This window comes from Elusimicrobiota bacterium, from assembly GCA_016182905.1.
Lineage (GTDB): Bacteria > Elusimicrobiota > Elusimicrobia > UBA1565 > UBA9628 > GWA2-66-18.
Map to the genome: position 1 here is coordinate 42,878 of JACPFR010000044.1, position 22,310 is coordinate 65,187.

Genomic DNA, 22,310 nt, shown 5'->3' on the forward strand with positions numbered 1-22,310 from the left:
CAAGCCGCCAAAGTTGTCAATCCCCCCCTCCGACTGCCAAAAAAGACGGCCCGGCTTCCGATTCGCCTTGGCGAATCGCGCCGGGCCGATCTTTTCTAAGGAAGGGCTTACTTGTTGGGGATCGCCTTGAGCGCGACGGCCTTGGCGCCCATGATGACCTCGTCGATGATGCCGTATTTCTGGGCTTCCTCGGCGGACATGTAGTTGTTGCGCTCCATGTCGCGGTTGATCTTCTCGAAGGTCTGGCCGGTGTGCTTGGCCATGATCTCCTCGAGGATCTTGCGGGTGTGGGCCATCTCCTTGGCCTCGACGATGATGTCGGTGGCCTGGCCGGAGATGCCGCCCACGAGGGGCTGGTGGATCATGATGCGCGAGTTGGGCAGCGCGTAGCGCTTTCCTTTTGACCCTGCCGCAAGGATGACCGCGCCGAAGCTCATCGCCATCCCCATGCAGATCGTGGTGATCGGGGCCTTGATGAACTGCATCGTGTCGTACACCGCGAGGCCCGCCGTGACCATGCCGCCGGGGCTGTTGATATAGAGGTTGATGTCCTTCGTGTTGTCGTCGCTGTCCAAGTAGAGGAGCTGGGCGATGAGGGTGTTGGCCGAGTCGGTGGTGAACTCGCCTTCGTAGCCTCCGACGAAGATGATGCGATCCTTCAGCAGCCTTGAATAGATGTCGTAGCCGATGACGGAGCCCTGCGTGGCGCGCTCGATGACTTGGGGGATGAGATTCATGGCGGCATGGTAGCCAATTCCCCGCGCCGCCGCAAGCCCGGTCAGTTTTCTAGGAGAGCAGAGGCTTTCGATTCGAGTATCGCGCTCCCGACATCAATGGTTCCTGACCCCGATAAGCCGGAGTGTAATCTCCGTATCGCGGCGTGTCAATGGCGTTCGGTCCCGCTATTTCCTATCCTCCGTTCTATGGACAACGAGGCCCTCCCCGGCTACCCCGGAACGCGCGGCATGAACTTCTGGGAGGCCGACGCCGTCTTGCGCGAGATCGCGTCGCCGATGCTCACCCCGCAGGGGCAGGAGCGCTCCTCCGAGTTCGGCGCGCTCGCCGGGCGCACGCTCGACGCCCTGATCGACAAGGCCCACAAGGCCGAGAACCTCCCCAAGCTCGTCGACGGCGCCGTGAAGTACTGCCCGGAGCAGATCGAGGCGCGCCGCCGCCTCGCCCGCGCGATCTACGGCGGCCCCGGCCCGCTGACCTTGACCGAGCGCATGACGCGCGCGATCATCGCCAACTACTGCGGCGAGGGCGGCATCACGTGTCCCTTGGCCATGACGGACGGCTTGATCGGCCTGCTCGAAAAACGCGGCAGCGCCGCCCAGATGCGGGAGTTCCTCCCTCGCCTCAAATCCGACGACCCCGACTGGGCGCTCACCGGCGGCCAGTTCATCACCGAGAGGCAGGGCGGCTCCAACGTCGCGGCCAACGAGACGACGGCGAGCAGGAACGACGACGGGACATGGTCGCTGAACGGCACCAAATGGTTCTGCTCCAATCCCGGCGAGCTGTGGGTCACGACCGCGAAGACGCCGGAGGGCGTCATCGCCCTGTTCCTCGTCAAGCGCAAGGACCCGGACGGGAGCCTCAACGGCCACAAGATCCTGCGCCTCAAGCCCATCGGCGGAACGCGCGGCAAGGCCACCGTCGAGGTCGAGTACACCGGCGCGAAGGCCGAGATGATCGGCCGGCCGCGTGAAGGGATGGTGCTTCTCGTCAACGAGATCCTGTCGGTGTCGCGCCTGCATGTGGCCGCCGCGGCGCTCGGCTTCGCGGGGCGCGCGGTGCTCGAGGCGCGCACCTTCGCCGACTGGCGCCTGGCCTACGGCCGGCCGCTCACGGCGCTGCCCGCGGTGCGGACCAAGCTCGCGATGATGGAGGCCCTGCACGCGGGCATGCTCACCGCCTTCTACCGCGGCCTCGCCGCGCTCGAGGCGGGCGAAGCCGACGCCGAGGCGCTGGTGCCGATGCTCAAGGTGGAGGTCTCGATGCGCGGCAGCGAGATCGTGCGCGAGGCGCAGCTGCTCATCGGCGGCCACGGCATCCTCGACGATTTCTCCCCGCTCAACCGTCTCGCCGACGACGCGATCGTCAACGAGATCTGGGAGGGCACGCATCCCATACTCGCGGGCCACGCCGCGAAGGCCCTGCGGCGGCCGCGGGTGCTGGAGAGCTTCCTGGCGCGGGTCTCCGGCGACGCCGACGAGGAGTCCCTCCAGCGGTTCACGTCCATGGTCAAGCAGAGCCGGACTTGGGACGAGGACGAGCGCGGCCTGCGCGACGAGGAACTGGTCGCGGAAGCCTACCTGCTGCTGTCGGGCTTCTAAGCCTCGACGACGCGGCCCAAGGTCAGGAGTTCCTTGGTCATGGCCTTCCAGCGGCGCTGGACGCTCGGGTCCGACGGGGATAGGCGGTAGGAGCGGGCCTTCGCTTCGACGGGCGCGGCCTGGCCGTCCTCACCGGGCTCGACCGGGGCGATCTGATGCTCGACGGACATCAAGCGGCCGTCGAGGGACACTTTATAGATCCAGACGCGGACCTTGCCCTTGCCCGTCTTCGGGTCCACTTCCCAGCTCTCGCTCGTCGCCTCGAGGTGCGAGAAATAGCGCCGCATCACGACCTGGCGGAACATCGAGTCGTCCGGGGTCTCCGTGAGCTCGGCGGGGATCTCGACGAGGTTGGCCTGGAGGCTCTTGAAGCGCCCGTTCGCGTCGGGGCGGCCGACGCGCGTGTAGATGTTGCCGATGCCCTGCTCCATCTCCACCTGCTCGCCGTCCTTGATGAGGCGGTCGGTCAGCGCCTTGACCGGCCTCGGGTCCACGGGCGCGGGCGTGAGCTTGTCGCGCAACGTCCGCGCGGACTTCGCCGCGGCGGCGATCCCGTCGGCGTGGTCGGACGAGACGAAGTCCTGGGCGAACGCGGGCACGGCGAGGACGAGGGCCAGCAAAGGGAAAGCGGCTTTCATGTTTTAAGGATAACGGCGTCTCGGGGCGCCGGCGAGGGTCCGGGGACCCTCCCCCGGCCGGGTCCGTTGGCCTACGGGCCCGCAAGTCGTATAATCCCCGCGTGAAAGAAACCCCGTTCGACCCCGCCGCTCACACCGCCGAATCGCGCGCCGTCTGGGACGAGGCCGCGGAACGCTACGAGAAGCTCTCCAGCGCGCTGTTCGCCAAGACGGCGGAGGAGTTCGTGCAGTTCGCCGGCCTCAAGAAGAAATGGCGCGTCCTCGACGTGGCCTGCGGACCCGGCATCGCGAGCCGCGCCGCCGCGGCGCGCGTCGACGAGAAAGGCTCCGTGCTCGGCGTGGACCTGGCCCCCGGCATGCTCGCGCGCGCGAAGGCCGTGCCCGCGGCCAAGCGCTGCGCCCCGGTCGAGTACGCCGAGATGGACGTCCACGACCTCAAGCTCGAGACGGGCTCCTTCGACGCCGCGATCTCCCAGCTCGGCCTGATGCTGTTCGCCCAGCCCGACAAGGCGCTGGCGGAGATGACGCGCGTGGTCAAGCCCGGCGGCGTCGTCGCCTGCCTTGTCCAGGGGCGCCGCGAGAAGATGCTGTTCACCTCGCTCGTCCTGCACGCGATCACCGAGTGCGACCCGGACCTGCGGGCCCCGTACGGCGCGCCGACGATCTACTCGTTCGGCCCCGACGGCGCGCTCGAGGCCGCCTTCGCGCGCGCGGGGCTGCAGGAGATCTCGACGAAGCGCCTCAACGGCGCGTTCCGCTTCGCCTCCCCCGAGGAATACTGGACGACCATGACCGAGGGCGCGGGGCGAACCGGCGCGATGCTGCGCAGCCTCGACGAGAAGGGCCAGGCCTGGGTCAAGAAGACCGTCCTGCGCCGCGCCCTGAAGAACAAGACCCGCTCCGGCATCGAGATCCCGTACGAGTTCATGATGGCGCGAGGCTTCAAGCCCGGACGATGAGCCGCTTCGAGGCCAACGTCTTCGCCCAGCCGGAGCTGATCGCGCGGGCCCTGCGCGCGCCGCTGCCCGCGTGGATGAAGCCCCCGAAAGGGAGGAAGATATTCTTCGTCGGCGTCGGCACCAACCATCACGCGGCGCGCATCGCCGCGTGGCTGTGGAGCGGGGCCGGCCTCGACGCGCGGGCCGTGCACTCCTACGACTTCGTCTCGCGCCCGTACGAGCTGTCGAGGGGCGACCTCGGGATCTTCCTCTCCCATCGCGGGGGCACGAAGTCCTACACCGTGAAGGCCGAGGCGATGGCCCGCCGCGCCGGCGCTTCCACCGTCGCCGTGTGCGGCGCGGGCGCGGTGTGGAAGGGTCCCAAGCGCCGACTCGAGACCTGCGAGCTCGAGGACACCGGCGCCTTCACCAAGTCCTTCACCACGACCATGGTCTGGCTCCTGCGCTGGGCGGGCAAGCCCGCGCTGCTCGCGCCGTTCCCCCGCGCGGGCACGAGCCTGAACTGGGGCCCCGACTCGCCGAAGGTGGCCCCGGACACCGACCTCGTCCTGCTCGGCGACGGCCTGCGCGAGTGGGTCGCCTGCGAGACCGCGCTCAAGCTGCTCGAGACCGCGCACCTGCGCGTGCGCGCCTACGGCCTCGAGGAGTTCCTGCACGGGCCGCACATCTCGGTCGGGAAAGGCTCGCTCGTGATCGGCTTCTCCACCGTGGGAGAGACCCGCTGGGACGCCGCGCACCGCTACCTCGACACGATCGGCGTGCCCTTCCTCGACGTCGCCAACGCCGACTGGCTGGCGCAGATCCTGTGGGGCCAGCGCTTCACCGTCGACGCCTGCCGCGCCCTCGGCATCGACCCCGACGACCTCCGGTCGAGCGAACCCGCCTACAAGAAAGCCCTCGCCGAGCTGTAGCCCGGCGAGGGCTTCCCGTCAAAAGCGAGGCCGATCGTTTCGATGGAGTTCCGTGTGGTCCTCCAGAGAATCCCGCCCCCTCGGCGGTATTCCCTAGGTTCTCTCGCGAGTTGACCTTTCGAGGCGTTCGGCCAGGACCGGTAGGTCTCCGCTTCTCTTTGGAGCGGCTCGAGGTGTTGATTCTCGAGTACGACCTTATCGGCACTTTCAGTATAGCCCCGCCCCCGGCGGGAGTCCAGTCAAATGCTTTTCAAATCCCGCCGGGGGCTCGGGCCGCCGTCTTACTTCGCCGGCGCGGGCGCCTCGACGGCGGCCGGAGCCGCGGTCTTCGCCGTGCAGCACTTGCCCGCGAGATAGCCGCCCGTCGCGCCGATCGCCAGCAGCGCGAACGCGGCGAGCGCCTTGCCGCCGCAGCACTTCGACTTGTCGCAGCACGCCTTCTCGTCCTTTTCCTGGTTCTCCATGTTCATTCTCCTTTCGAATAGTTCGACTTTTGAAATGTTTACGGCAAAAAAAATCTCAGGCGGCCGCCTTCTCCTTCCTGATGCGCTCGGAGATCTTGCCGAACAGCGAGACCAAGGCGTCCTGCTCCTCGGCGTTGAGTCCCCTGAGCATGCCGCGGGCAAACTCGACGGGGCCCGCCATCGCCTCCTCGTTGAGCTCCCGGCCCTGCTCCGTGAGCTCCACCTGCACGACGCGCCGGTCCTCGCTCGAGCGGTCCCGCTTGACGAGCTTCTTGCTGACGAGGCGGTCTATTAAGCCTGTTGCCGAACTGAGGGAAAGGCAGATCATGTCGGCCAGGCCGCTCATCGGGCAGCACTCCTGGCGCCCGACCGCGCGCAGCACGCGGACCTCCTGCCAGGTGAGCTTCTCCCGAACCGCCGTGTTCTTCTTGTCGGCGCTCTCCGCCTCCTCCATGACCGTCTGGAGGTGGTCCGTGAGCCGGCGCGCGCGGTCTTCGAGGTTCATGGTTCGATTCTTAAATGCTTCGACTTTCGAAGTATATCACGCCCGCGCGCGACTGTCAAGGTCCTAGGCCCTTTGCGGCGGCCCCGAAGGACGAAGGCCCCACGCGGCCGCGGGCGCATCCGGGGTACACTGAAGGCATGGAAAAATGGGGTTATGTCCTCTTCGCCTGCTCGATCGGGACCTTCGTCATCGCCGCGTACCTGATGAAAGGCGCCGGACCTTCGCGCTCGATGTGGTAAGCCGCCGTTTCATGAACCGATCCGGCGTCCGTGGCAGCTTATCAAGGATGCGACTGCTTCTGGCCGCGCTCCTGCTCGGCCCCTCGCCCTCCCAGGCCGCGGCGCTCACGGCGTCGCTCGCCGCGGCCGAGGCGCGCGCGCCCGTCCCCGCGCCGGCGTTCACCTTACCGGCGCCGTCCGGACTCCTATTTCCGGCCGCGTCGCTGCCGGCGCTGACGCCTCCAGTCGTTCCCCTCGCGCCGGCTCTCGCCGCGCCCGCGCTCGCGGCTCCCGCCGTTCCCGCGGCGCTTTTCCCGGTCATCTCCGCGGCCGCGAAACCCGCGGGCACCCTCGATCCGGCCCCGGCGCGCCCCGCGGCCGCGGCGTTAGCCGAGCTCGTCGCCGATCCCGTCCTGGCCGGCGCGCTGTTCGACGGCATGGCGGGCGTCGCCTCCACGCCCGCGGAGCGGGAGGAATTCGCGCGCCTGGCGGCCGGGCTCTACGCCGCGGCTCCCGGCTCGGATGAGGCCGTGTCCGCGACGGGCCTGCGGCGGCGCCTGTCGCGGCCGACCAAGGACCCGGAGAAGGACCAGTCGCGGCGCCGGCTCCTTCGCGCCCTGCTCGACCTGCCGAGGCTGACCGCCGAAGGCATGGTCCGCGTCAACCTGCGCACGCCGTCGGCCGAGACTTTGCGCCGCGGCCTGATCGCGGCCAAATGGAAAACGAGAGACGGCGAGCCGGTCGCCGACGCCGTGATCGTCGGCGGCGGCCCCGCCGGGCTCTCGACCGCGCTGCAGGCCGCCGACAAGGGCGCCAAGGTCGTGCTGTTCGAGGGCGGCTGGCTCGCGCAGAGCTTCTCCGACGCGGCGATGAAGCCGGTGTACCGCATGCGCACGAACTCGACGCGCAACTCGCTGGCGCAGGAGCCGTTCTCCGACCCCGCGCTCGTCAAGCGCGCGGGCCTCGTCTCGAGCTTGAAGCATCTGCGCCGCGACGGCAAGGACGCCGACGCGCGGCGCTTCGCGCGCGACGGCCGGCCGCCGATCGGCCACGCCGTCCTCGACCTCGAGGACGAGGACCCCGCGGTCGCCTCGGCGCGCGTCGAGCTGCTGCAGCACTTCGCGCTGGCCGCGGACGAGGTCGAGCGCCTGGGCTCCCGGATCGTTGAGAACGCTCCTGTCAATACCGCGCGCAAGCGCGCCGACGGACTCTGGGAGATACGCACCGCCGCGGGCCATCTCGTGCTCGCGCGCAAGCTCGTCCTGGCCCAGGGCCAGGTCGGCGGCGAGGTCCAGCACACCAAGGACCCGGCGCCGGCCGCCTCGGCCTTGCCGGAAAAAGCCCGCCTCGTCCTCAACGGACGCGCGGACCTCGAGGCGCAGGCCTCCCGCCTCGCCGCCGCGGTGCAGGCCCTGCGCCGCGGCCGCGCGCCGCCGCGCCTACCGGTCGTGCACGATTCTTTGCTCGGTTCGCCCGAGGTCCGTGAATATCTCGCCCTCCTTCCTCGAGGCCGCACCGTCGCCGTGATCGGCAGCGGAGAGTCCGCCGCGAAAGCCGTGATGGACCTCCTGCGTCTCAACGGCGGCCTGATCGTCCATCTGTTCGTCAAGGACGCCCTGGCCTCGGCCCAGCTCCAGATTCCCGCCCCGCACGCCGCGCCCGAGGCGATCAAGCGCGCGCAGGACGACCCCGACGCGGCGCGCCGGTCCCTCGAGGAGTGGAAGGCCTTCGGCACGCCGATCACGCCCGCGACCTACGCCGACCTCCAGGACGAGGCCGCCCGCGGCCGCGTCGTCGTCCACGCGCTCGGCGCGCGCTTCGACGCGCGCGCCGGCGGCTCGGTCAAGGCCGCGTGGGACGGCGCCGCGCTCACGCTCCGGAGCGCCGCCGGCGCCGCCGCGATCACGGGCGCCCTGATCTGGGCGTCCGGCTACGACCGGCGCGCCCTGCGCGCGGACCCGCTGACGGCCTCGCTCGAGAAGGCGGGGCTTCTGCGCCGCGCCGGCGGCCGCGGCCTGGACGCCGACGAGTTCGCGCTCGGCGAAGACCGGCTGTCCAGCGCCGCCGACCCCGACCTGTACCTCGCGGGCGCGCAGAGCTTCGCGCTGTCGGCCGACTCCGCGATCCCGGGCGCGGTCGCGCGCGCGGCGCGCCTGGCCGAGGCGATCGCGCGGCCGTCGGTCGAGACCTCGCGTCCGCGCGACTGGGTCCTGCCGGCCGTCCTCACCGCTCTCGCCGTCGCCTCGAGCGTCTTCGCGTTCCCGCTGTTGGCGCAGGCCGCGTTCTGGACGGCCAACCTGCTCGCCTTCGCCTACATCGCCCCGCAGATCCACCGCCTGCTGCGCAACCGCTCGGCCGACATCTCCACGGGCACGGCCGCGATCGGCCTCGTCTCCGCCTCGGTGATGACGATGGACTTCGCGCATCTCGGCCAGGAGCTGATGACCTACCGCAACCTCGCCCAGGCCGGCGGCTTCGCGATCGTGCTCGGGCTCAAGGCCTGGTACGACCGGCACGCGGCGATCCCGGGTCCCGCCGCGAAGGCGGCCGCCGTGGGCCGCACCGCTTTGGCGCTCGCGGGATTAGGGCTCATCCTGCTCTTAGGCGGGCCGCTGGCCCTCGCCGCGGCGCCGTCGGCGGCCTGGCTCGATTCCCTGCTCGTGCCGTTCCAGATCCTGTCGGGCTTCGGCTTCACCTGGCTGATGATGCCGCAGTTCGAGAAAATCGCGCGCGAAGGCGCGATCGGTGACGCCTCGGAGGCCATGGCCTGGGGCTTCGTCGGCACCCGCACGATCTGGATCTGGTCCCTGTCCACTCTCGCCGCGCTCTCGCTCGGCGGCACGGCCTTGGCGCTGGCGCCGTTGGCCGCGTTCTCCGCCCTGGCGCTGGCCGCCAGCGGCCTGACGCTCGGACTGCTGCGGCGCTCGAACCTGACCCGCTGGAGGGGCTTTCTAGCGCTCGCGGCGGTCATGGCCGCGGAAGTCCTCGCCGGCTGGCTGATCTTGCCCCACTTCGCTGCCGTCCCCGCCGGCGCGGAGTCGAAGTACCTGATGTATCTGTGCTACCTGGTACAGAACCTGACCGCCTTCCTGGCGGCCGTCATGACCGCGCTCGCCTTCCGCCGGCGCTGATCACGAGCCAGGATGTTTGACGGGGTGCGACCGCTCAGGGGGCCACAGCCGTCGAGCAATCGGCGACCGTCACCTCGGCGGAGCCGTCGCTGTAGAGGCCTCGGCCGGCCTCGGCCTCGATCGCGCAGCGCTTGAGCGTGGCGCCCCGGCTGGCGCGGATCTCGAAGGCGTTGGCGCCCCGGGCCGACAGGGCCACGCCGTCCAGGACGAAGCCCTCGGCCCCCTGCACGCTCACCGCGGGACGCCCGTACGGGGCGGCCACGGTCGCGCCCGGGCCGCGCAGCGCGACGCGGCCTCCGCGCACCGCCACGGCCTCGTCGTAACGCCCGGGCGCGAGCAGGAGGACGCCGCGCCCGCCGTAAGGCTCGAGCTTGGCGAGACCCTCGGAGATCGTCGCCGCGTCGCCGCCGCCGGACGCGGACACGCGCACCAGGCCGCACGCCGGGCGGCCGCGGGCGGCCTTGGCCGCCGCCGCGGCGGCCGCGAGGTGCGCCTTCAGGTAGTCGCGCAGCGCGGCGAAGTCGGCGTCCCCCGGCTTGAGGCCGACCGCCCGGACGAGCGCGTCCCACTCCTCCGCCGTCGGGTTCCCGTAGGAGTGCGAGAACTTCCAGTCGCCGCTGCGCGACTGCTCCGCGCGGCACAGCATCTCCCACGACAGCTCGCGCCGGGCGCCTTTCGGGTCGCGAGCCTTCAAGACCTCGTAGAAGCGGTCCCACTCGTCCCACGGCAGCTTCATCTCCCCCGCCGCCATGCGCAGGGCGGCGCGCGCCAGCACCAGCTCGGGCGAGAAGTCCGCGTCGGCGCCCGCGGACTCGAGCCGCGTCAAGGCCTCCGCGCGGCGCCCGGCCGCCGCCAGGTCGCGCGCCTCGCGCAGGATGCGGGACGCCTCCGGCGCGGGCGCCGACGCCAGCAGCCAGTCGCGGTAGCGCTCGCGGCGCGGCAAGGTCGCGTGATCGTCGAGGACGGAGTCGAAAATCCGCCGTTCCCGCGCCAACTGCTCGCCGAACAGCTTCCGTCTCTCGTAATCCTCGAGGCGCCACCACGGATCGCCGACGCCGCGGCGCGCGTTCTCGCGCGAGCGCCAGTCGAAGTACATGCGCTCTTCGCGGTCGTAGGAGAGGTACGGCCGGGGCTCGCCGGCCCGGACGGCGCGCATCGTATCGGCGACGTGCAGGCCCCAGAACACGCTGAAGACCCGCGCCTCCCGCTCGTACTCGTAGGGCCGCAGCGAGATCGACTTGATCTCGGAGCGAACGGTCTTCAGCGAGTCCGACGCCGGCGAGGCCGGGGCGGAGGACGCCAGGAAGATCAGGAGCGCCGCGAGGTTCACGGGGCCGGGGCCTCCAGCTTCCATATCTCGCCGCGCGAGCGCGTCTCGCGGCCGGTCACGTTCGCCTCGTCGTCCTCGGGGAGGTCCTCCGAGCGCGAAGTGCCGTACAGCAGGCGGCCTCCTCCCCGCCCCTCGACGTAGCGCAGGGCCACGGCTTCGGGAAGGACGGCGGACGGGGGAGCCGGCTTGGAGGCCCAGGTCTTGCCGCCGTCGGCCGTCTCCCAGAACGCGCCCGGGGCCGCCGCCCAGCCGCGGTTCTTGTCCGCGAAGGCCAGCGAGACGGAACCGGCGGTCGACAGCGAGATCGTCCCGCGGGCTTCCCATTCGTCGCCGCCGTCGTCGGTCGCGTAGATCGTCCGCGCCGCGCCGGAGGCGATCGACGCCCAGCCTCGCTTCTTGTCGAGAAAGAACAGCGCGTCGCACGCGCCGAACAGAGGCGTCGAGGACTTCGAGCGGTCCCAGTCCTTGCCGCCGTTCGTCGTGCGCCATACGGCGGAAATCCCATCGGTCGAACAGATCCACGCGCGCTTATCATCCAACACATACGGCCGGACGCGCCAGCCGAGCGGCCCGCTCAACACCGTCGTCCAGGAGGCGCCGTCGTCGCGCGAGATCAGAACGCCGACCTTGTCGTCCTTCGAGTCCCGAGAGAAGCCGATCACCATCGCCGAACGGCCCAGGAAACGAGCCGCGATCGCGACAAGGGCCTGGACGCCTTCGTTCAGCGTCTCTTCCTCGTCGTCCAACTTCTGGAGATGCAGGTAATTTTTGGGGAGGACGGCGATCTCGCGCCGATCGTCCGAAACGTCGGAATCGAGAAGTCCGCCCGCGTCGAGACCTTCCACCCACGACGTGCCGCGGTCCGTCGAGCTCGACAAGCCAGGCAACGCCCACAGCTTGCCGTCCCTTTCGACGAAGCGTTCGACGCCCGCTCCGTCATAGACCTTGTCCCAAGCCAGGGCTGGCGACGACGTCAGCAGCAAGGCGGCGGCGATGACGGCTCTCATGGCTTGCTCTCCTTCGGCGGCTTCGGCGGTTTAGGTTTGGCGACCTCGATCCAATCCGCCACGTTCTTGAGGTATCGCCGGGCCTCCTTCTGGAACTTCTCCGGCTGATCGCCCTTATTCAGGATTTCCTCCAACAAAGGCGGCTTGCCCGCGCGCGGCTTCATCATATCGGCCAGTCGGAGGCTCGACAACGGCTTATTGTAATCGCGCGGCCCTTCGCGGAGCGCTCTTCTTAAAGCGGGGTAGCCGACGTTGTGTCCGATCATGATGAACTCCCGCAGAGCCTCGTCGTCGGGCGCCGCATGAGCCTCCTGGTATATGTCCGTGAGCTTCTCCTCGACCAGGCGAAGCGAGCGTAGGCCGCCGCGGATCGCTTTCGCGGGGTCGAGTCGCTCGTCGACCTCGCTTGTAACGAGCAGGGCGGCGCCCTTTCGATCGGTCGCGTTTTCGTGCACCATCGAGAGCAGCCCGACGCCTATGAGCATCGCTCCGGGCTTGCCGCCGCACTTCTTTTTGGCGAACCCGCAGTTTTTCTTGTTGTCGGGATTGAACGAGCTTTCCCAGGCGATAAGGCCTTTGTAATGCACGGGGGTGACCAGGCGAAGCGTCGTCCGGAACGAAGGATCCGCCCATAGTTCTTTATACGCCGCCAAGATGTCGGCGTTGTACTCGTTTTGACGGGCGAACTTGTTCTTGCCGCTGCGGAGCTTCACGACGCGCTCGGTCTCGAGGACGGCGTCATCGTAAGGGAATATGTCCGCGCCGAGCTCCGCGGCTTCGGCGCTGTCGACGAGCCCGTCGAGCAGCATCCCGACACGGCTCCACTCCGCCTCGCGGCCGGCATTCTCTCGCCGCTGGAGGTCGGCGATCACCGCGGCCTCGCGGCGATCCTCCTCCTCGCGCCAACGCCGGTACTCCGCCGCGTCCCGCTCCGCCCTCTCCCGCGCGAGCCGTCGCTCCTCGAGCCAGTCCGTGAAGGCCTTGCCCGCGAGGTAGATGGCGCCGCCGACGACGATCACCGGGGCCGCGACGATCACGGCCAGCGTCTCGAGGGCCTCCGCGGGGTCGGCGGAAGTCGCCGAGGGGCTCGAGTACTCGCGCGGCTCGCGGGGCTCGCGCGGCGAGGCGCCCCCTTCCCCGCTCCCGCGGGTCGGCTTGTCGACGATGATGGTCACCGGAACGTCGGTCGGCATCGTGGTCGAGAAGCCCCAGGCGCGAACCTGGAGGGTCAGGCAGAATAACGCGGCGACGGCGCGCTTCATGCTCCCATCCTATCAGATATCGCAATATCTTCCCCCCAATGACCGTCATGAGCGCAGACCCAAGGCCAAGCCCGCCCCGCTGGACAGTCCGCAGACGAGGTGGGGCGCCGGGACCCTGGGCGAAAACCGGGGGCGCGATTTGATAGTATCTTCACCTCGGCGGGGTAGCTCAGTGGTAGAGCACCGGTCTGAAAAGACGGACGCCGCCCCCGCCAAATCCCGCCTTTAAGCGACTTATTCCGCGTTTTGCGACCTTTTCAGCAAATCGCGATTTGTCGTTGGATGTGCGTTTTTGCCGTCATCTCGACAAACATCTCGACAAAATACTCCTGCCCGTCGTGGACACTATCAGAACTCTCGCTACGGCCCAATTGCCGGGTCCGTCACTGGCAAATGCCACGCGATTCACTCTCCGGCGATGAGCAAACCAACTACTGCCACAACACAGAGGGCGTTTATTCGTTGAATGTAATAGCGGCTATATATCTATCGCCAAGCGTGGTGATTCGCTTCAACGTGACGTGGCGAGGATCAATCGCCCTATCCCAACCACCCCACGTCTCTCCCATGTCCTCGATCAGGCCGCAACTCGCCAACCCAGTGAGCAAGACTTTCCAGTGGTCCTTTGGAATATGGGGCAACGCTGGCTGTAGCAAAAGAGACGCGAGGCTTAGAGGCGCTGGCCGGAAGCTATTCGGGCTGGTTGCCGAACGAATGGCTTCCGACACTTGAGGATTCTCTTTCACGACTCTTCCTGGATTGTGAAGCACCCGCAGGGTCTGGATGTGCTCGACTGTCAGGTCCTCGGTTATTTTGACGAACAACTCCGCCTCCGGGTTCGTCGATGGACCGATGGCCTCGTTGAGCAGGATCGCCCGAAATGCCGCTTGCTTTTCCTTGGCAGGTTCTACCACAGCATCTCGTAGAACTCGCACAAGCATTATATTGAAGGCCTGGGAGCGAAGACGCTCATCGCTGATCCTGTGCTTCACTCGCTCCAAGTCGTCATGCAAAGTTGCTAACAGTTCATCTCGTTGGGCCTGAAGGGCCGTAGGGACGCATTTGTCGAGCAGGAGTGCTAGAACGCTTCCAACGTGCGGAACGAACGATAGAGCGCCTTGTGCCGCGATAAGCAGACTGTCGCGCACTGGCAATTTCTCGGACTTCAATGAATCCCGTTCCTCTGAGGCAGGCTTTGGCAATTTCTTGATGGGCACTGCGGACTCAGGCTCCGCCGGCCGGGACTCCCTTGATCTTCGCCATCACAGCTTCGACCGTCGCCGGGATGAGCTTCTGTACCGCCTCGACCGCGGGCGTGAGCGGCGTGACGTCCTGCTGCTTCCCCTCGTAGATGCGTCCGGGACGCCGAGCGAAGATTTCAAGGACGCGGTTGCACAAGGCCTGCAAGGCCTCGGGGTTAGACGCCAGTTCGCGCTTGTAGCCCTCGAAGGACGTCGAAACCGCTTCCTTGTTCGCGTACTCCTCTTCCATCTGGACGGCCATCATGTACTGGCGCCCGGCGACGATGGCGAGCCAGATCGGCGGCACGATCCACGGCAGGCGTTGAACGAAGTGCCGCCTGATCGCATCCCACTCCTGGAGTCCCGACAAGCCGCCGTCGAAGTAGGCGATGATCAGCAGGGATCCGATGCACGCGAAGAGGACCTTCATCCACCACTTCCGGGCCTCTTCGTGACGCTTGCGCAGTGTGGAGAATGAAGAGGCCAAGCCGGCGCTCGTGGCGCCGGGCAGGAGCCCCTCGATCTTGTCCTTCATGGCAGCGAATTCGGACTGGAGCGCCGCCAAATTGCCCTCGTACTCCTCGACCTTCTTCTCCAGAGTGAGGCTTTTCTCTGTGAGATCGCTGACCATCTCGGCCTTCGCCTTGGCGTTTTTCTCCAGGGTCTCGATGGCGGTGAGCGCAGTCTTCGAGCGCTCCTGTAACTCGTTGCAGGTCGTCGTAGCCTTTTGCATCGCCGCTACGTGCGCCGTGGAGGTTTCCTTGGCGGCAGAAATCTGCGCGAGATCGGCGGTAATCGCCTTGGTTCCCTCACGCACGGACAGAGCGAGATCCTCGATGCTCTTCTTGGTCTCGGAGATGTTGGCCTGAACAGCTGCGGCCTTGCCGGACGTCTCGGTCACGGATTTGGCGGCCTCGTCGGCGGTCTTTCGAGCGCTCGCAATCGCCGTCGCGTCGGCTTCGCTCGTCGAGCGGAGATTGGCGAAGCTCTGGACGATGGTCTCGATCTCCGCCCGCTTCTTGGCGATGACCGCCGTGTCGCTCTCCATGGAGCCCTTCAGCTTCGCAGCCGCACCCGAGTGTTCCTCCACAAGGCCCTTCGCGTGGCTCGCTCGCAACGCTTCGTTATCCGCCTTCATCTGCGCTTCGCCCGCCTTGGCCAACAGCTCGATCAGCCTGCCATCGGCATCCACGGCCTTCTTGTTGGTGCCCTCGATGACCTTCAAGTACTCCTTGGCGCGCTTGACGGTCTGCTCCAACTGCTCGAGAGCGGACTTATGATCTTCGTTCTGCGGGGCGGGCGAGATGGGGGCGGAATCGTTTTCGGCCATAATAGGTGTGAATCCTCCGTACTGCTTTCCAGCGAAAATTTCCGGCACGGCAGGCGAAGACGGTGGCGGCGGGGAGCTTCAGGTGGGCTCGGCTTCCGGCAACATTCTCCGTCGACGACAGTAAGTATTGTAGCACGCCCCACATGTTCACGTCGATGTCAGATTCTCGATATAAAATTGGCGGGTATGCTAGACTTAGGTTCCTGTGGCCACTAGCCAACCCTTGCCGTTCACCTTCAGCGATCGCTTCCTGGAGGATCACGCCGGGCAAATCATTGTCGACCCCCTGGTCGCGATCATCGAATTGATCGCGAACGCATATGATGCCGGCGCCAGCAACGTTAAGATCACGTGGCCTGTTTCATCCCCTGGGCGACTAGTGATCGAAGACGATGGCACGGGGATGTCCAGGGAGGAGTTCGAGTCGAGGTGGCGAGAACTCTGCTACAACCGCCTCGAAGCGCAGGGTCCAGATGTCCAGTACCCTCCGGGCAGGGGCGGCAAAAAGCGGCAGGCCTTCGGCCGGAACGGCAAGGGCCGGCATGCCGGATTCTGCTTCGCCGATTCGTACATCGTGGAGTCTCAGAAGGACGGAGACTCCTTCCGGGCGCAGGTTTCGCGGCAGGCCGACGCTCCCTTCGTCTGTGAGGTTCAGAAGGTCGGCAAGGCCCGGGGCCACGGCACGGTTATTTCTGCTGAAGCCAACAAAAACATCCTGCCGGTAGCCACTGTCATCCAGACCGTTGGCTCCAAGTTCGCTGTAGACCCGAGCTTCCAAATTCAGGTGAACGGGAGTTCTGTCGCTCTTGTCGACCTCCACCGTCTCGCCACCGAGACGGTGGACGTCGAAGGCTTTGGCGAAATCGTTCTTCACCGCATCGACTCCGAAGTTCAAGATCGGACTTCCCAACTTCGCGGAATCACGTGGTGGGTGAAGGGGCGCATGGTGGGCGATCCCTCCTGGGAAGGCCTGGATGGTGAGGGCAACTACCTCGACGGCCGCACTACGCTCGCCAAGCGGTTCAGCTTCGTGGTCGAGGCGGACATCCTGAAGGACTCTGTGAAGGCTGACTGGGTGGCCTTCCGGGCATCTCCGAAGGTCGAGGCGGTCCGCGAGGCGGTCCACACGCGCATCATCCATGCCCTGAACCTGGTTCAGGCCGAGAACAGGCGCGAGCGCAAGCGTGCGACGCTCGCCCAACACCGCCAGCTCCTGGGCGAGTTGTCCATCACCTCGAAGCGCTACGTCGGGCAATTCATCGACGAGCTTCAGGAGAAATGTCCAACCATTTCGGAGAAGGATTTAGCCCGGACTGTCGAAATCTACGCGAAGATGGAACAGACCACCTCGGGCTACGACCTTTTGGGCCAGTTGGCTGCGTGTTCGCCTGAGGACATCGACAAGTGGAACGGACTCATGAAGCAGTGGTCCGCGGGACACGCAGAGATTGTCCTTAACGAACTCGAGCGCCGCCTCAAGCTGATCGCCAAGCTCCAGGATCTCGTTGAGACGGTGAAGACGGACGAGCTTCACGATCTCCAACCCTTGTTCGAGCGCGGGCTGTGGATGTTCGGCCCGGAATACGAGGCGGTCGACTTCCACTCCAATCGAGGCCTGGCGACCATCGTCCGGGAATCCCTCGGAGGTACCACCAAGAACGTCGGTCGCGGCCGCCCTGATTTTGTGGCTCTCCCGGAACGATCTATTGGCGTCTACGCGGCCGCCTCGTTTGGGCAAGACGGAGAGGTTTCAGGCGTCCGGAAGATCTTGATCGTTGAGTTGAAGAAAGGTGGCTTCGACTTGAAGCAGGGTGAGGTCGATCAGGCAAAGCGCTACGCCAAGGCGCTCCGCAAGGCCGGTGACGTGACTGCCGGGACCGTCATCAGCGCCATCGTTTTGGGCGCTACGATGGAAGCTGATCTGGACCCGGAGAAGATCGGCGATGCCACGTTCATCGAGCCCATGCTCTACCGTACGTTGCTCACCAGAGCTCACCAGCGCACCTTCAACCTTCAAAAGCGCCTGGAGGCTTCGGGTGCCAAGAGGCCTGTAGACACCGACGTCGAGTCGGTTCTCGAAGAAAAGGAGCTGCCCCTCAAAGACTCTGTTCGGGCCTAACTTCCTTGTCCGTCGGGAAAACAACTCATTCCCGACAGGCCAGATCGCGCAGCCGTTCTTGACGGAGCCGATCGGTCAGAATTCCAGGGATTGCAGACCGAATCGGATCGAAACAAAAGGCTTGACATAATCATTGTCCAGATCAATAATACCTATAGATAGTTTTATATATAGGTATTATTATCCATGCCCCGAGAATTCACCCGCCAACTCGACATCTTCAAAGCACACCGCGGCGGACTTCATTCGTCCGAAGCCATGCGCCTGGGAATCCATCCCAGGGCTCTTTATGCCATGCGCGACGCCGGGCTCATTGAAAGGCTCGGCCGCGGACTCTACCGATTCGCAAAAGCTCCCCCGCTCTCAAATCCCGATCTGGTCACGGTTGCCCTCAGGGTCCCCAAAGGCATCGTCTGCCTGATCTCCGCGCTCTCCTTCCACGACATCACGACTCAGGTTCCGCATGCGGTCCATATCGCCCTGCCCTTCGGCACGGAGCGGCCGCGGCTCGATTCCCCTCCTACGCGTTTCTCTTGGTTCAAAGAGCCCGCCTATGGCAGCGGCGCCGAGACGCACAAGATCGACGGCGTCCACATCCGCGTCTACTCACCGGAGAAGACGGTGGCCGACTGCTTCAAGTTCCGCAACAAGATCGGCCTCGATGTGGCGCTCGAGGCACTGAAGCTGTGCCTCAAGAAGAAGCGCTCCAAGCCGGATGAACTGCTGAAGTACGCCCGCATCTGCCGCGTCGAGAAAGTCATGCGCCCCTACCTCGAGGCCCTGCTGTGAAAAAACCGCTCAAGAACGTTGCCGCGTCAGTCCGGCAAAAACTCGCCAACCTCGCAAAAGAATCGAAGCGCCCGTTCGCCGAAATCCTTCAGTACTATGCGATGGAGCGGTTCCTTTATCGGCTCAGCCGGTCGGAATACAAGGATCGCCTCGTGCTCAAGGGCGCGCTGATGTTCGTCGCCTGGGGCACCCCGCGCTCGCGCGCCACCAAGGATATAGACCTCCTGGCGCGGACGGAAAATTCGATCGCGAATTTGGTGAAAGTCATCCAAGACATCTGCCGCATCGAAATCGAAACGGACGGAATCGTATTCGATCCGGCGCTCGTGAAGGGCGAGAAGATCAAAGAGGACGTGGATTATGAGGGCGTCCGGCTTCTATTCCAGGGGAAGCTGGAACAAGCCCGTATTCATATGCAGATCGACGTCGGCTTCGGCGACAGCGTGACTCCGGCGCCGGCCGCGATCGACTACCCCGTGATCCTCGATCTGCCCGCGCCGAAGCTCAAGGGCTACCCGCCGGAGACGGTGGTCGCGGAGAAGTTCGAGGCCATGGTCAAGCTCGGCATGATCAACACCCGAATGAAGGACTTCTATGATCTTTGGCTGCTGAGTCGTCAGTTCGACTTCGACGGCGAAACGCTGGCCGAGGCGATCCGGACGACCTTCGCGCACCGCGGCACGACTCTCACGCCAACGCCCACGGCGTTCACGTCCGCGTTCCACGAGGAGAAGCAGCCGCAATGGCGCGCGTTCCTTTCGCGCACGGGCCTCACCGGCGCGCCGGAGTCGCTCAAGGAGACTATCGCTCCCATCAAAGAATTCCTCATCCCAATCGCTGAGGCAGGCATGGTGGACCGAAAATTCTCCATGCGCTGGGCGACGCTGGGACCGTGGAAAGCCAAATGACATCCGGTCTCCCGGACTGGCCTACACGTCGATATTGCGAACAACGCGCTAAAACTGGCATAATCGCCCGTCGGCATCCGATTTCCGTTTCATCTCGACAAGGATCTCGACAAAAATTCGGCGGAAGAGGCCCGATTCGGGTCGTGACGGGTCGAAATTCTGCTGAGATTTTTTATAGATTCGGCGGGGTAGCTCAGTGGTAGAGCACCGGTCTGAAAAACCGGGTGTCGACAGTTCGATCCTGTCCCCCGCCACCATTTTTTGAAGCGCGCTATTCCCATCGCCGTCGTCGCGGTCCTCGCGTCCTGGGCGCTCGCCCAGACCGCCGCGGCTCCCGTCGTGAGATCCGCCTCGCAGGTCGACTGGAAAGCCTCGGGCAGCCTCCCGCCCGGCGCCGAGTACCACCTGATCTACGAGGACCCCAAGACGCACGCGGTGCAGACGTTGGTGCGCTTTCCCCGGGGCTACGCCCTGTCCCCGCACTCGCATACCGCCGACGAGACCATCCTCGTGCTGAAAGGCAAGCTCGTCATCGAGCTCGCGGGGAAGAAGGAGACCTTGACCGCCGGCGCCTACGCGATGCTCCCCGGCGGCACGGTCTTCTCCCTTAAGGCTGCCGGCTTCGGCGGCGCGGACTTCCTCGCCGCCTTCAACGGGCCCTTCGACATGAAGGCCGCCCCCGCCTCCTCCAACTAGAGACGGAAGGGGATCGCCTTCGGAAGGACCTCGAACACGACGGGCGCCGTCCCGTCCGCGTCCCCGTCGATGTTGAGCGGCAGGGGCTCCTCGGAGTGTATCTCGACGCGGCGCGCGCGCCGCAGGACGACGCCGGGACGGCCGGCGTGTCCGCCCGAATACGCCCGGGGCAGCAGCGACATCAGCTCCGGACGCGTCATGTCGCCGATCGTGAGCAGGTCGAGCAGCCCGTCCTCCGCGTCCGCCTGCGGGGCGAGCCTCATGCCCCCGCCGAAGGTGCTCGTGTTGGCCGCGGCCACGAGGTGGTAGCGCGCCGCCGGCTCCGCGACGCCGTCGACCGTGAGGCGCATGCTCCGCGCCTTCGCCGTCGCCACGGACAGCACGCCCTCGACGAGATAGGTCAAGGTGCCGCCGAGGAACTTACCGCGCGCGGCCACGGACAGCGCCACGTCGCCGGGCAGCCCGAGCGCCGCGACGTTGAGGAAGTGCCGGGAGCGCGGCGCGCCGTCCGCCGCGCGGAAGGTCGCGCGCCCCGCGTCGAGGCGCCGGCGCTTGCCCTCGGCGAAAGCCTTGGCCCATGCCTCGGGCTCTCGCGGCACGCCCATGTGATTGGCGAAGTCGCAGCCCGACCCGGCGGGGAAGGTCGCGAGGACCGTGTTGCGGCGCACATGCTCGGGCACCGCGAGGAAGCCGTCGACGACCTCGCCGAGGGTGCCGTCGCCGCCGACCGCGACGATGAGCTCCATGCCGTCCGCCGTCGCCTGCCGCGTCAGCTCCCGCCCGTGCCCCGGCTTCTCGGTGCGCGCCAGCTCCAGGTCCGGGAAAAGGTCCTTGGCGAGCGCGCGGGCCCTGTCCCAGCGCCCCCCCGCCCGCCCGTGCCCCGCCGCCGGATTGACTATGAACAGCGTTCTCATCGTTGCCGGTTATTTTACGATGTTTGAGTCAGGGGGGCGGCGGGATGATGTCCGGAGGGGCTTGGGGTTGACGCGGCCATCTCGCCGCCCCTCCCCGCGCCGACAAAGTGGAAATAACGGTAAGACTGACACCAAAAAAGAACCGCCCCGACCGGGAGGGGTACCGGTCGGGGCGGGAAACGGGGCGGGAGGCTTAGCGGGCCAGCTTGCCGGCGTCGATCATGCCGGCGCCCTGCATCTCGACGGTGAGTCCTTCGGTCGGGAGCGTGGAGGCCGCCTTCTTGAGCTGGGCGAACACGCCGTCCGGGCCGTTGAGGCCGACGTAGCCCTGGGAGACGGCCAGCGCCGCGAGGCCGGCCACGTGCGGGGCCGCCATCGAGGTGCCGGAGTAGGAGGCGAAGCCGCCGCCCATCTTGGCGGACAGCACGTCCACGCCGGGGGCGATGAAGTCGACCTCGGGTCCGCGGCTGGAGAAGCCCGCGAGCTTGTCGTTGGAGTCGGACGCGGCCACCGCGATGGTGTCCTCGTAGGCGCCGGGGAAGCCGACCGAGCCGCCGGAGTTGCCGGCCGCCGCGACGATGACGACGCCGGAGCCCCGGGCGAAGCGGACGGCGCGCTTCATCGCCTCGCTGTCGACCGGCGCGCCGAGGGACATGTTGGCGACGTCCATCTTGTTCTTCGCGGCCCAGACGATGCCGTCGATGACGTCGGAGAGGTTGCCCGAGCCGTCCGCGTCGAGGACCTTCACGGCGTACAGGCGGGCCTTCGGCGCGACGCCGACGACGCCCTTGCCGTCCTTCTTGGCGGCGATGGTGCCGGCGACGTGGGAGCCGTGGCCGTTGTCGTCCTGGTAGTCGGCCGGGTTCTCGGTCTTGGTGATCGCCGAGTAGCCGCCGTCCACGCTGCCGGAAAGCTCCGGGTGGCCGGCGTCGATGCCGGTGTCGATGACGGCGACCTTCACGCCCTTGCCCTCGGTCAGCGGCCAGGCGGCGGGAGCGTGGACGCGGTTGATGCCCCACGTCTCCTCCTTGCGCTGCGCGGCGATCGCCGAGGCCATCGGGTTCTGGATGATGCCGCGGGCGGCGCCGAAGTTGAAGCCGGCCATGGCTCCATTAAAGGAAGGCATCGGGGCGGCCTGGAAGGAGACCTGCGCGGACTCGATCCACTTGACGCGGCGGTCGGCCTCGATGGAGACGATGCGGCTCGACAGCGCTTTGGCGGACTGGGTCGTGAGCGTCCGGCCGGCGGGGACGTCCACGAGAGAGACCGACACTTCCTTGTCGGTGTCGCCGTTGGTGGCGATGTCCTTGGAGGCCTTCAGGCTCATCTTGCCGAGCGCGGCGTCGCGGTCGGCCTTCTTGGCTTTCGCGTCGAAGGTCACGATGTAGCGCTTGGTGCCCTTCGGCGCGGGCGCCGCCGAGGCGGTGGCGGCCGTGAGCGCCGCGATCATCAGTCCGGTCATCAGTTTCTTCACTTTGTTCTCCCCTTAGCTCCGTTGAGGGGACCCGGAGCGGGTCTTTCGTCTGCGCCTATTATGGGCGGAAGGCCT

19 protein-coding genes and 2 tRNA genes are annotated in these 22,310 nt (G+C 66.7%); 10 read left to right on the top strand and 11 right to left on the bottom strand.

Going from position 1 to position 22,310, the window contains the following annotated elements; genetic code table 11:
* Nucleotides 1-107: 107 nt before the first annotated feature.
* The gene (locus tag HYV14_13630) at nt 108-737 is read right to left on the bottom strand and encodes an ATP-dependent Clp protease proteolytic subunit (GenBank protein ID MBI2387028.1); all 630 of its coding nucleotides are present in this window, start codon (nt 735-737) and stop codon (nt 108-110) included.
* Between the two features lie 186 nt (nt 738-923).
* Between HYV14_13630 and HYV14_13635 the strand changes: the two genes are divergently transcribed.
* Nucleotides 924-2,339 (top strand): acyl-CoA dehydrogenase family protein, encoded by a 1,416-nt coding sequence (locus HYV14_13635; protein ID MBI2387029.1) that lies wholly within the window; start codon nt 924-926, stop codon nt 2,337-2,339.
* Here the strand turns inward: HYV14_13635 and HYV14_13640 are convergent.
* On the bottom strand, nt 2,336-2,977 hold the full coding sequence (locus tag HYV14_13640) for a hypothetical protein (protein ID MBI2387030.1): 642 nt from the start codon (nt 2,975-2,977) through the stop codon (nt 2,336-2,338). The genes HYV14_13635 and HYV14_13640 overlap by 4 nt on opposite strands.
* A 101-nt stretch (nt 2,978-3,078) precedes the next feature.
* On the opposite strand from HYV14_13640, the gene HYV14_13645 reads away from it, so the two are divergent.
* Both HYV14_13645 and HYV14_13650 read left to right on the top strand, forming a co-directional pair.
* Nucleotides 3,079-3,936 (top strand): class I SAM-dependent methyltransferase, encoded by an 858-nt coding sequence (locus tag HYV14_13645; GenBank protein ID MBI2387031.1) that lies wholly within the window; start codon nt 3,079-3,081, stop codon nt 3,934-3,936.
* Complete coding sequence (locus HYV14_13650; protein MBI2387032.1) at nt 3,933-4,847, top strand: SIS domain-containing protein; 915 nt, start codon at nt 3,933-3,935, stop codon at nt 4,845-4,847. Before HYV14_13645 ends, HYV14_13650 begins: the two co-directional genes overlap by 4 nt.
* Nucleotides 4,848-5,128: 281 nt before the next feature.
* Here HYV14_13650 and HYV14_13655 read toward each other — a convergent pair whose 3' ends face one another.
* Together HYV14_13655 and HYV14_13660 are read right to left on the bottom strand one after the other, a co-directional pair.
* On the bottom strand, nt 5,129-5,311 hold the full coding sequence (locus HYV14_13655) for a hypothetical protein (protein ID MBI2387033.1): 183 nt from the start codon (nt 5,309-5,311) through the stop codon (nt 5,129-5,131).
* A 55-nt stretch (nt 5,312-5,366) separates the two neighbouring features.
* A complete protein-coding gene (locus HYV14_13660) occupies nt 5,367-5,816 on the bottom strand; it encodes a MarR family transcriptional regulator (GenBank protein ID MBI2387034.1) in 450 nt (149 codons plus the stop codon).
* Between the two features lie 286 nt (nt 5,817-6,102).
* Between HYV14_13660 and HYV14_13665 the strand changes: the two genes are divergently transcribed.
* Nucleotides 6,103-9,165 (top strand): FAD-binding protein, encoded by a 3,063-nt coding sequence (locus tag HYV14_13665; GenBank protein MBI2387035.1) that lies wholly within the window; start codon nt 6,103-6,105, stop codon nt 9,163-9,165.
* Between the two features lie 34 nt (nt 9,166-9,199).
* Here HYV14_13665 and HYV14_13670 read toward each other — a convergent pair whose 3' ends face one another.
* Genes HYV14_13670 through HYV14_13680 form a run of 3 tightly spaced genes read right to left on the bottom strand, consistent with a single transcriptional unit; the run spans nt 9,200 to nt 12,764 of the window.
* Complete coding sequence (locus HYV14_13670; GenBank protein ID MBI2387036.1) at nt 9,200-10,495, bottom strand: hypothetical protein; 1,296 nt, start codon at nt 10,493-10,495, stop codon at nt 9,200-9,202.
* A complete protein-coding gene (locus HYV14_13675; protein MBI2387037.1) occupies nt 10,492-11,502 on the bottom strand; it encodes a hypothetical protein in 1,011 nt (336 codons plus the stop codon). The genes HYV14_13670 and HYV14_13675 overlap by 4 nt, the downstream gene beginning before the upstream one ends.
* Nucleotides 11,499-12,764: a hypothetical protein gene (locus tag HYV14_13680; protein MBI2387038.1), complete on the bottom strand. Its 1,266-nt coding sequence runs from the start codon at nt 12,762-12,764 to the stop codon at nt 11,499-11,501. The genes HYV14_13675 and HYV14_13680 overlap by 4 nt, the downstream gene beginning before the upstream one ends.
* Before the next feature lie 158 nt (nt 12,765-12,922).
* Here HYV14_13680 and HYV14_13685 point away from each other — a divergent pair.
* A tRNA-Phe gene (locus tag HYV14_13685) sits at nt 12,923-12,979 on the top strand.
* A 240-nt stretch (nt 12,980-13,219) separates the two neighbouring features.
* Here the strand turns inward: HYV14_13685 and HYV14_13690 are convergent.
* Together HYV14_13690 and HYV14_13695 are read right to left on the bottom strand one after the other, a co-directional pair.
* Entirely contained in the window at nt 13,220-13,981 is a 762-nt protein-coding gene (locus HYV14_13690) for a hypothetical protein (protein ID MBI2387039.1), read from the bottom strand.
* Between the two features lie 7 nt (nt 13,982-13,988).
* On the bottom strand, nt 13,989-15,335 hold the full coding sequence (locus tag HYV14_13695; protein MBI2387040.1) for a hypothetical protein: 1,347 nt from the start codon (nt 15,333-15,335) through the stop codon (nt 13,989-13,991).
* Nucleotides 15,336-15,540: 205 nt separating this feature from the next.
* On the opposite strand from HYV14_13695, the gene HYV14_13700 reads away from it, so the two are divergent.
* The 5 genes from HYV14_13700 (at nt 15,541) to HYV14_13720 (ending at nt 19,847) form a co-directional block, all read left to right on the top strand.
* Nucleotides 15,541-17,454 carry an ATP-binding protein gene (locus HYV14_13700; GenBank protein MBI2387041.1) on the top strand — a complete coding sequence of 638 codons (1,914 nt, stop codon included), beginning with the start codon at nt 15,541-15,543 and terminating at the stop codon, nt 17,452-17,454.
* Nucleotides 17,455-17,640: 186 nt separating this feature from the next.
* Nucleotides 17,641-18,243, top strand: coding sequence for a type IV toxin-antitoxin system AbiEi family antitoxin domain-containing protein (locus tag HYV14_13705; GenBank protein ID MBI2387042.1), 603 nt, complete (start codon nt 17,641-17,643; stop codon nt 18,241-18,243).
* A 101-nt stretch (nt 18,244-18,344) separates the two neighbouring features.
* Entirely contained in the window at nt 18,345-19,151 is an 807-nt protein-coding gene (locus HYV14_13710; GenBank protein ID MBI2387043.1) for a nucleotidyl transferase AbiEii/AbiGii toxin family protein, read from the top strand.
* A 182-nt stretch (nt 19,152-19,333) separates the two neighbouring features.
* A tRNA-Phe gene (locus tag HYV14_13715) sits at nt 19,334-19,408 on the top strand.
* 4 nt (nt 19,409-19,412) lie between these two features.
* Complete coding sequence (locus tag HYV14_13720; protein MBI2387044.1) at nt 19,413-19,847, top strand: cupin domain-containing protein; 435 nt, start codon at nt 19,413-19,415, stop codon at nt 19,845-19,847.
* On the opposite strand, the gene HYV14_13725 is transcribed toward HYV14_13720, so the two are convergent.
* Nucleotides 19,844-20,761, bottom strand: coding sequence for a diacylglycerol kinase family lipid kinase (locus HYV14_13725; GenBank protein ID MBI2387045.1), 918 nt, complete (start codon nt 20,759-20,761; stop codon nt 19,844-19,846). The genes HYV14_13720 and HYV14_13725 overlap by 4 nt on opposite strands.
* A gap of 193 nt (nt 20,762-20,954) precedes the next feature.
* A complete protein-coding gene (locus HYV14_13730) occupies nt 20,955-22,235 on the bottom strand; it encodes a S8 family peptidase (GenBank protein MBI2387046.1) in 1,281 nt (426 codons plus the stop codon).
* Nucleotides 22,236-22,310: the final 75 nt, after the last annotated feature.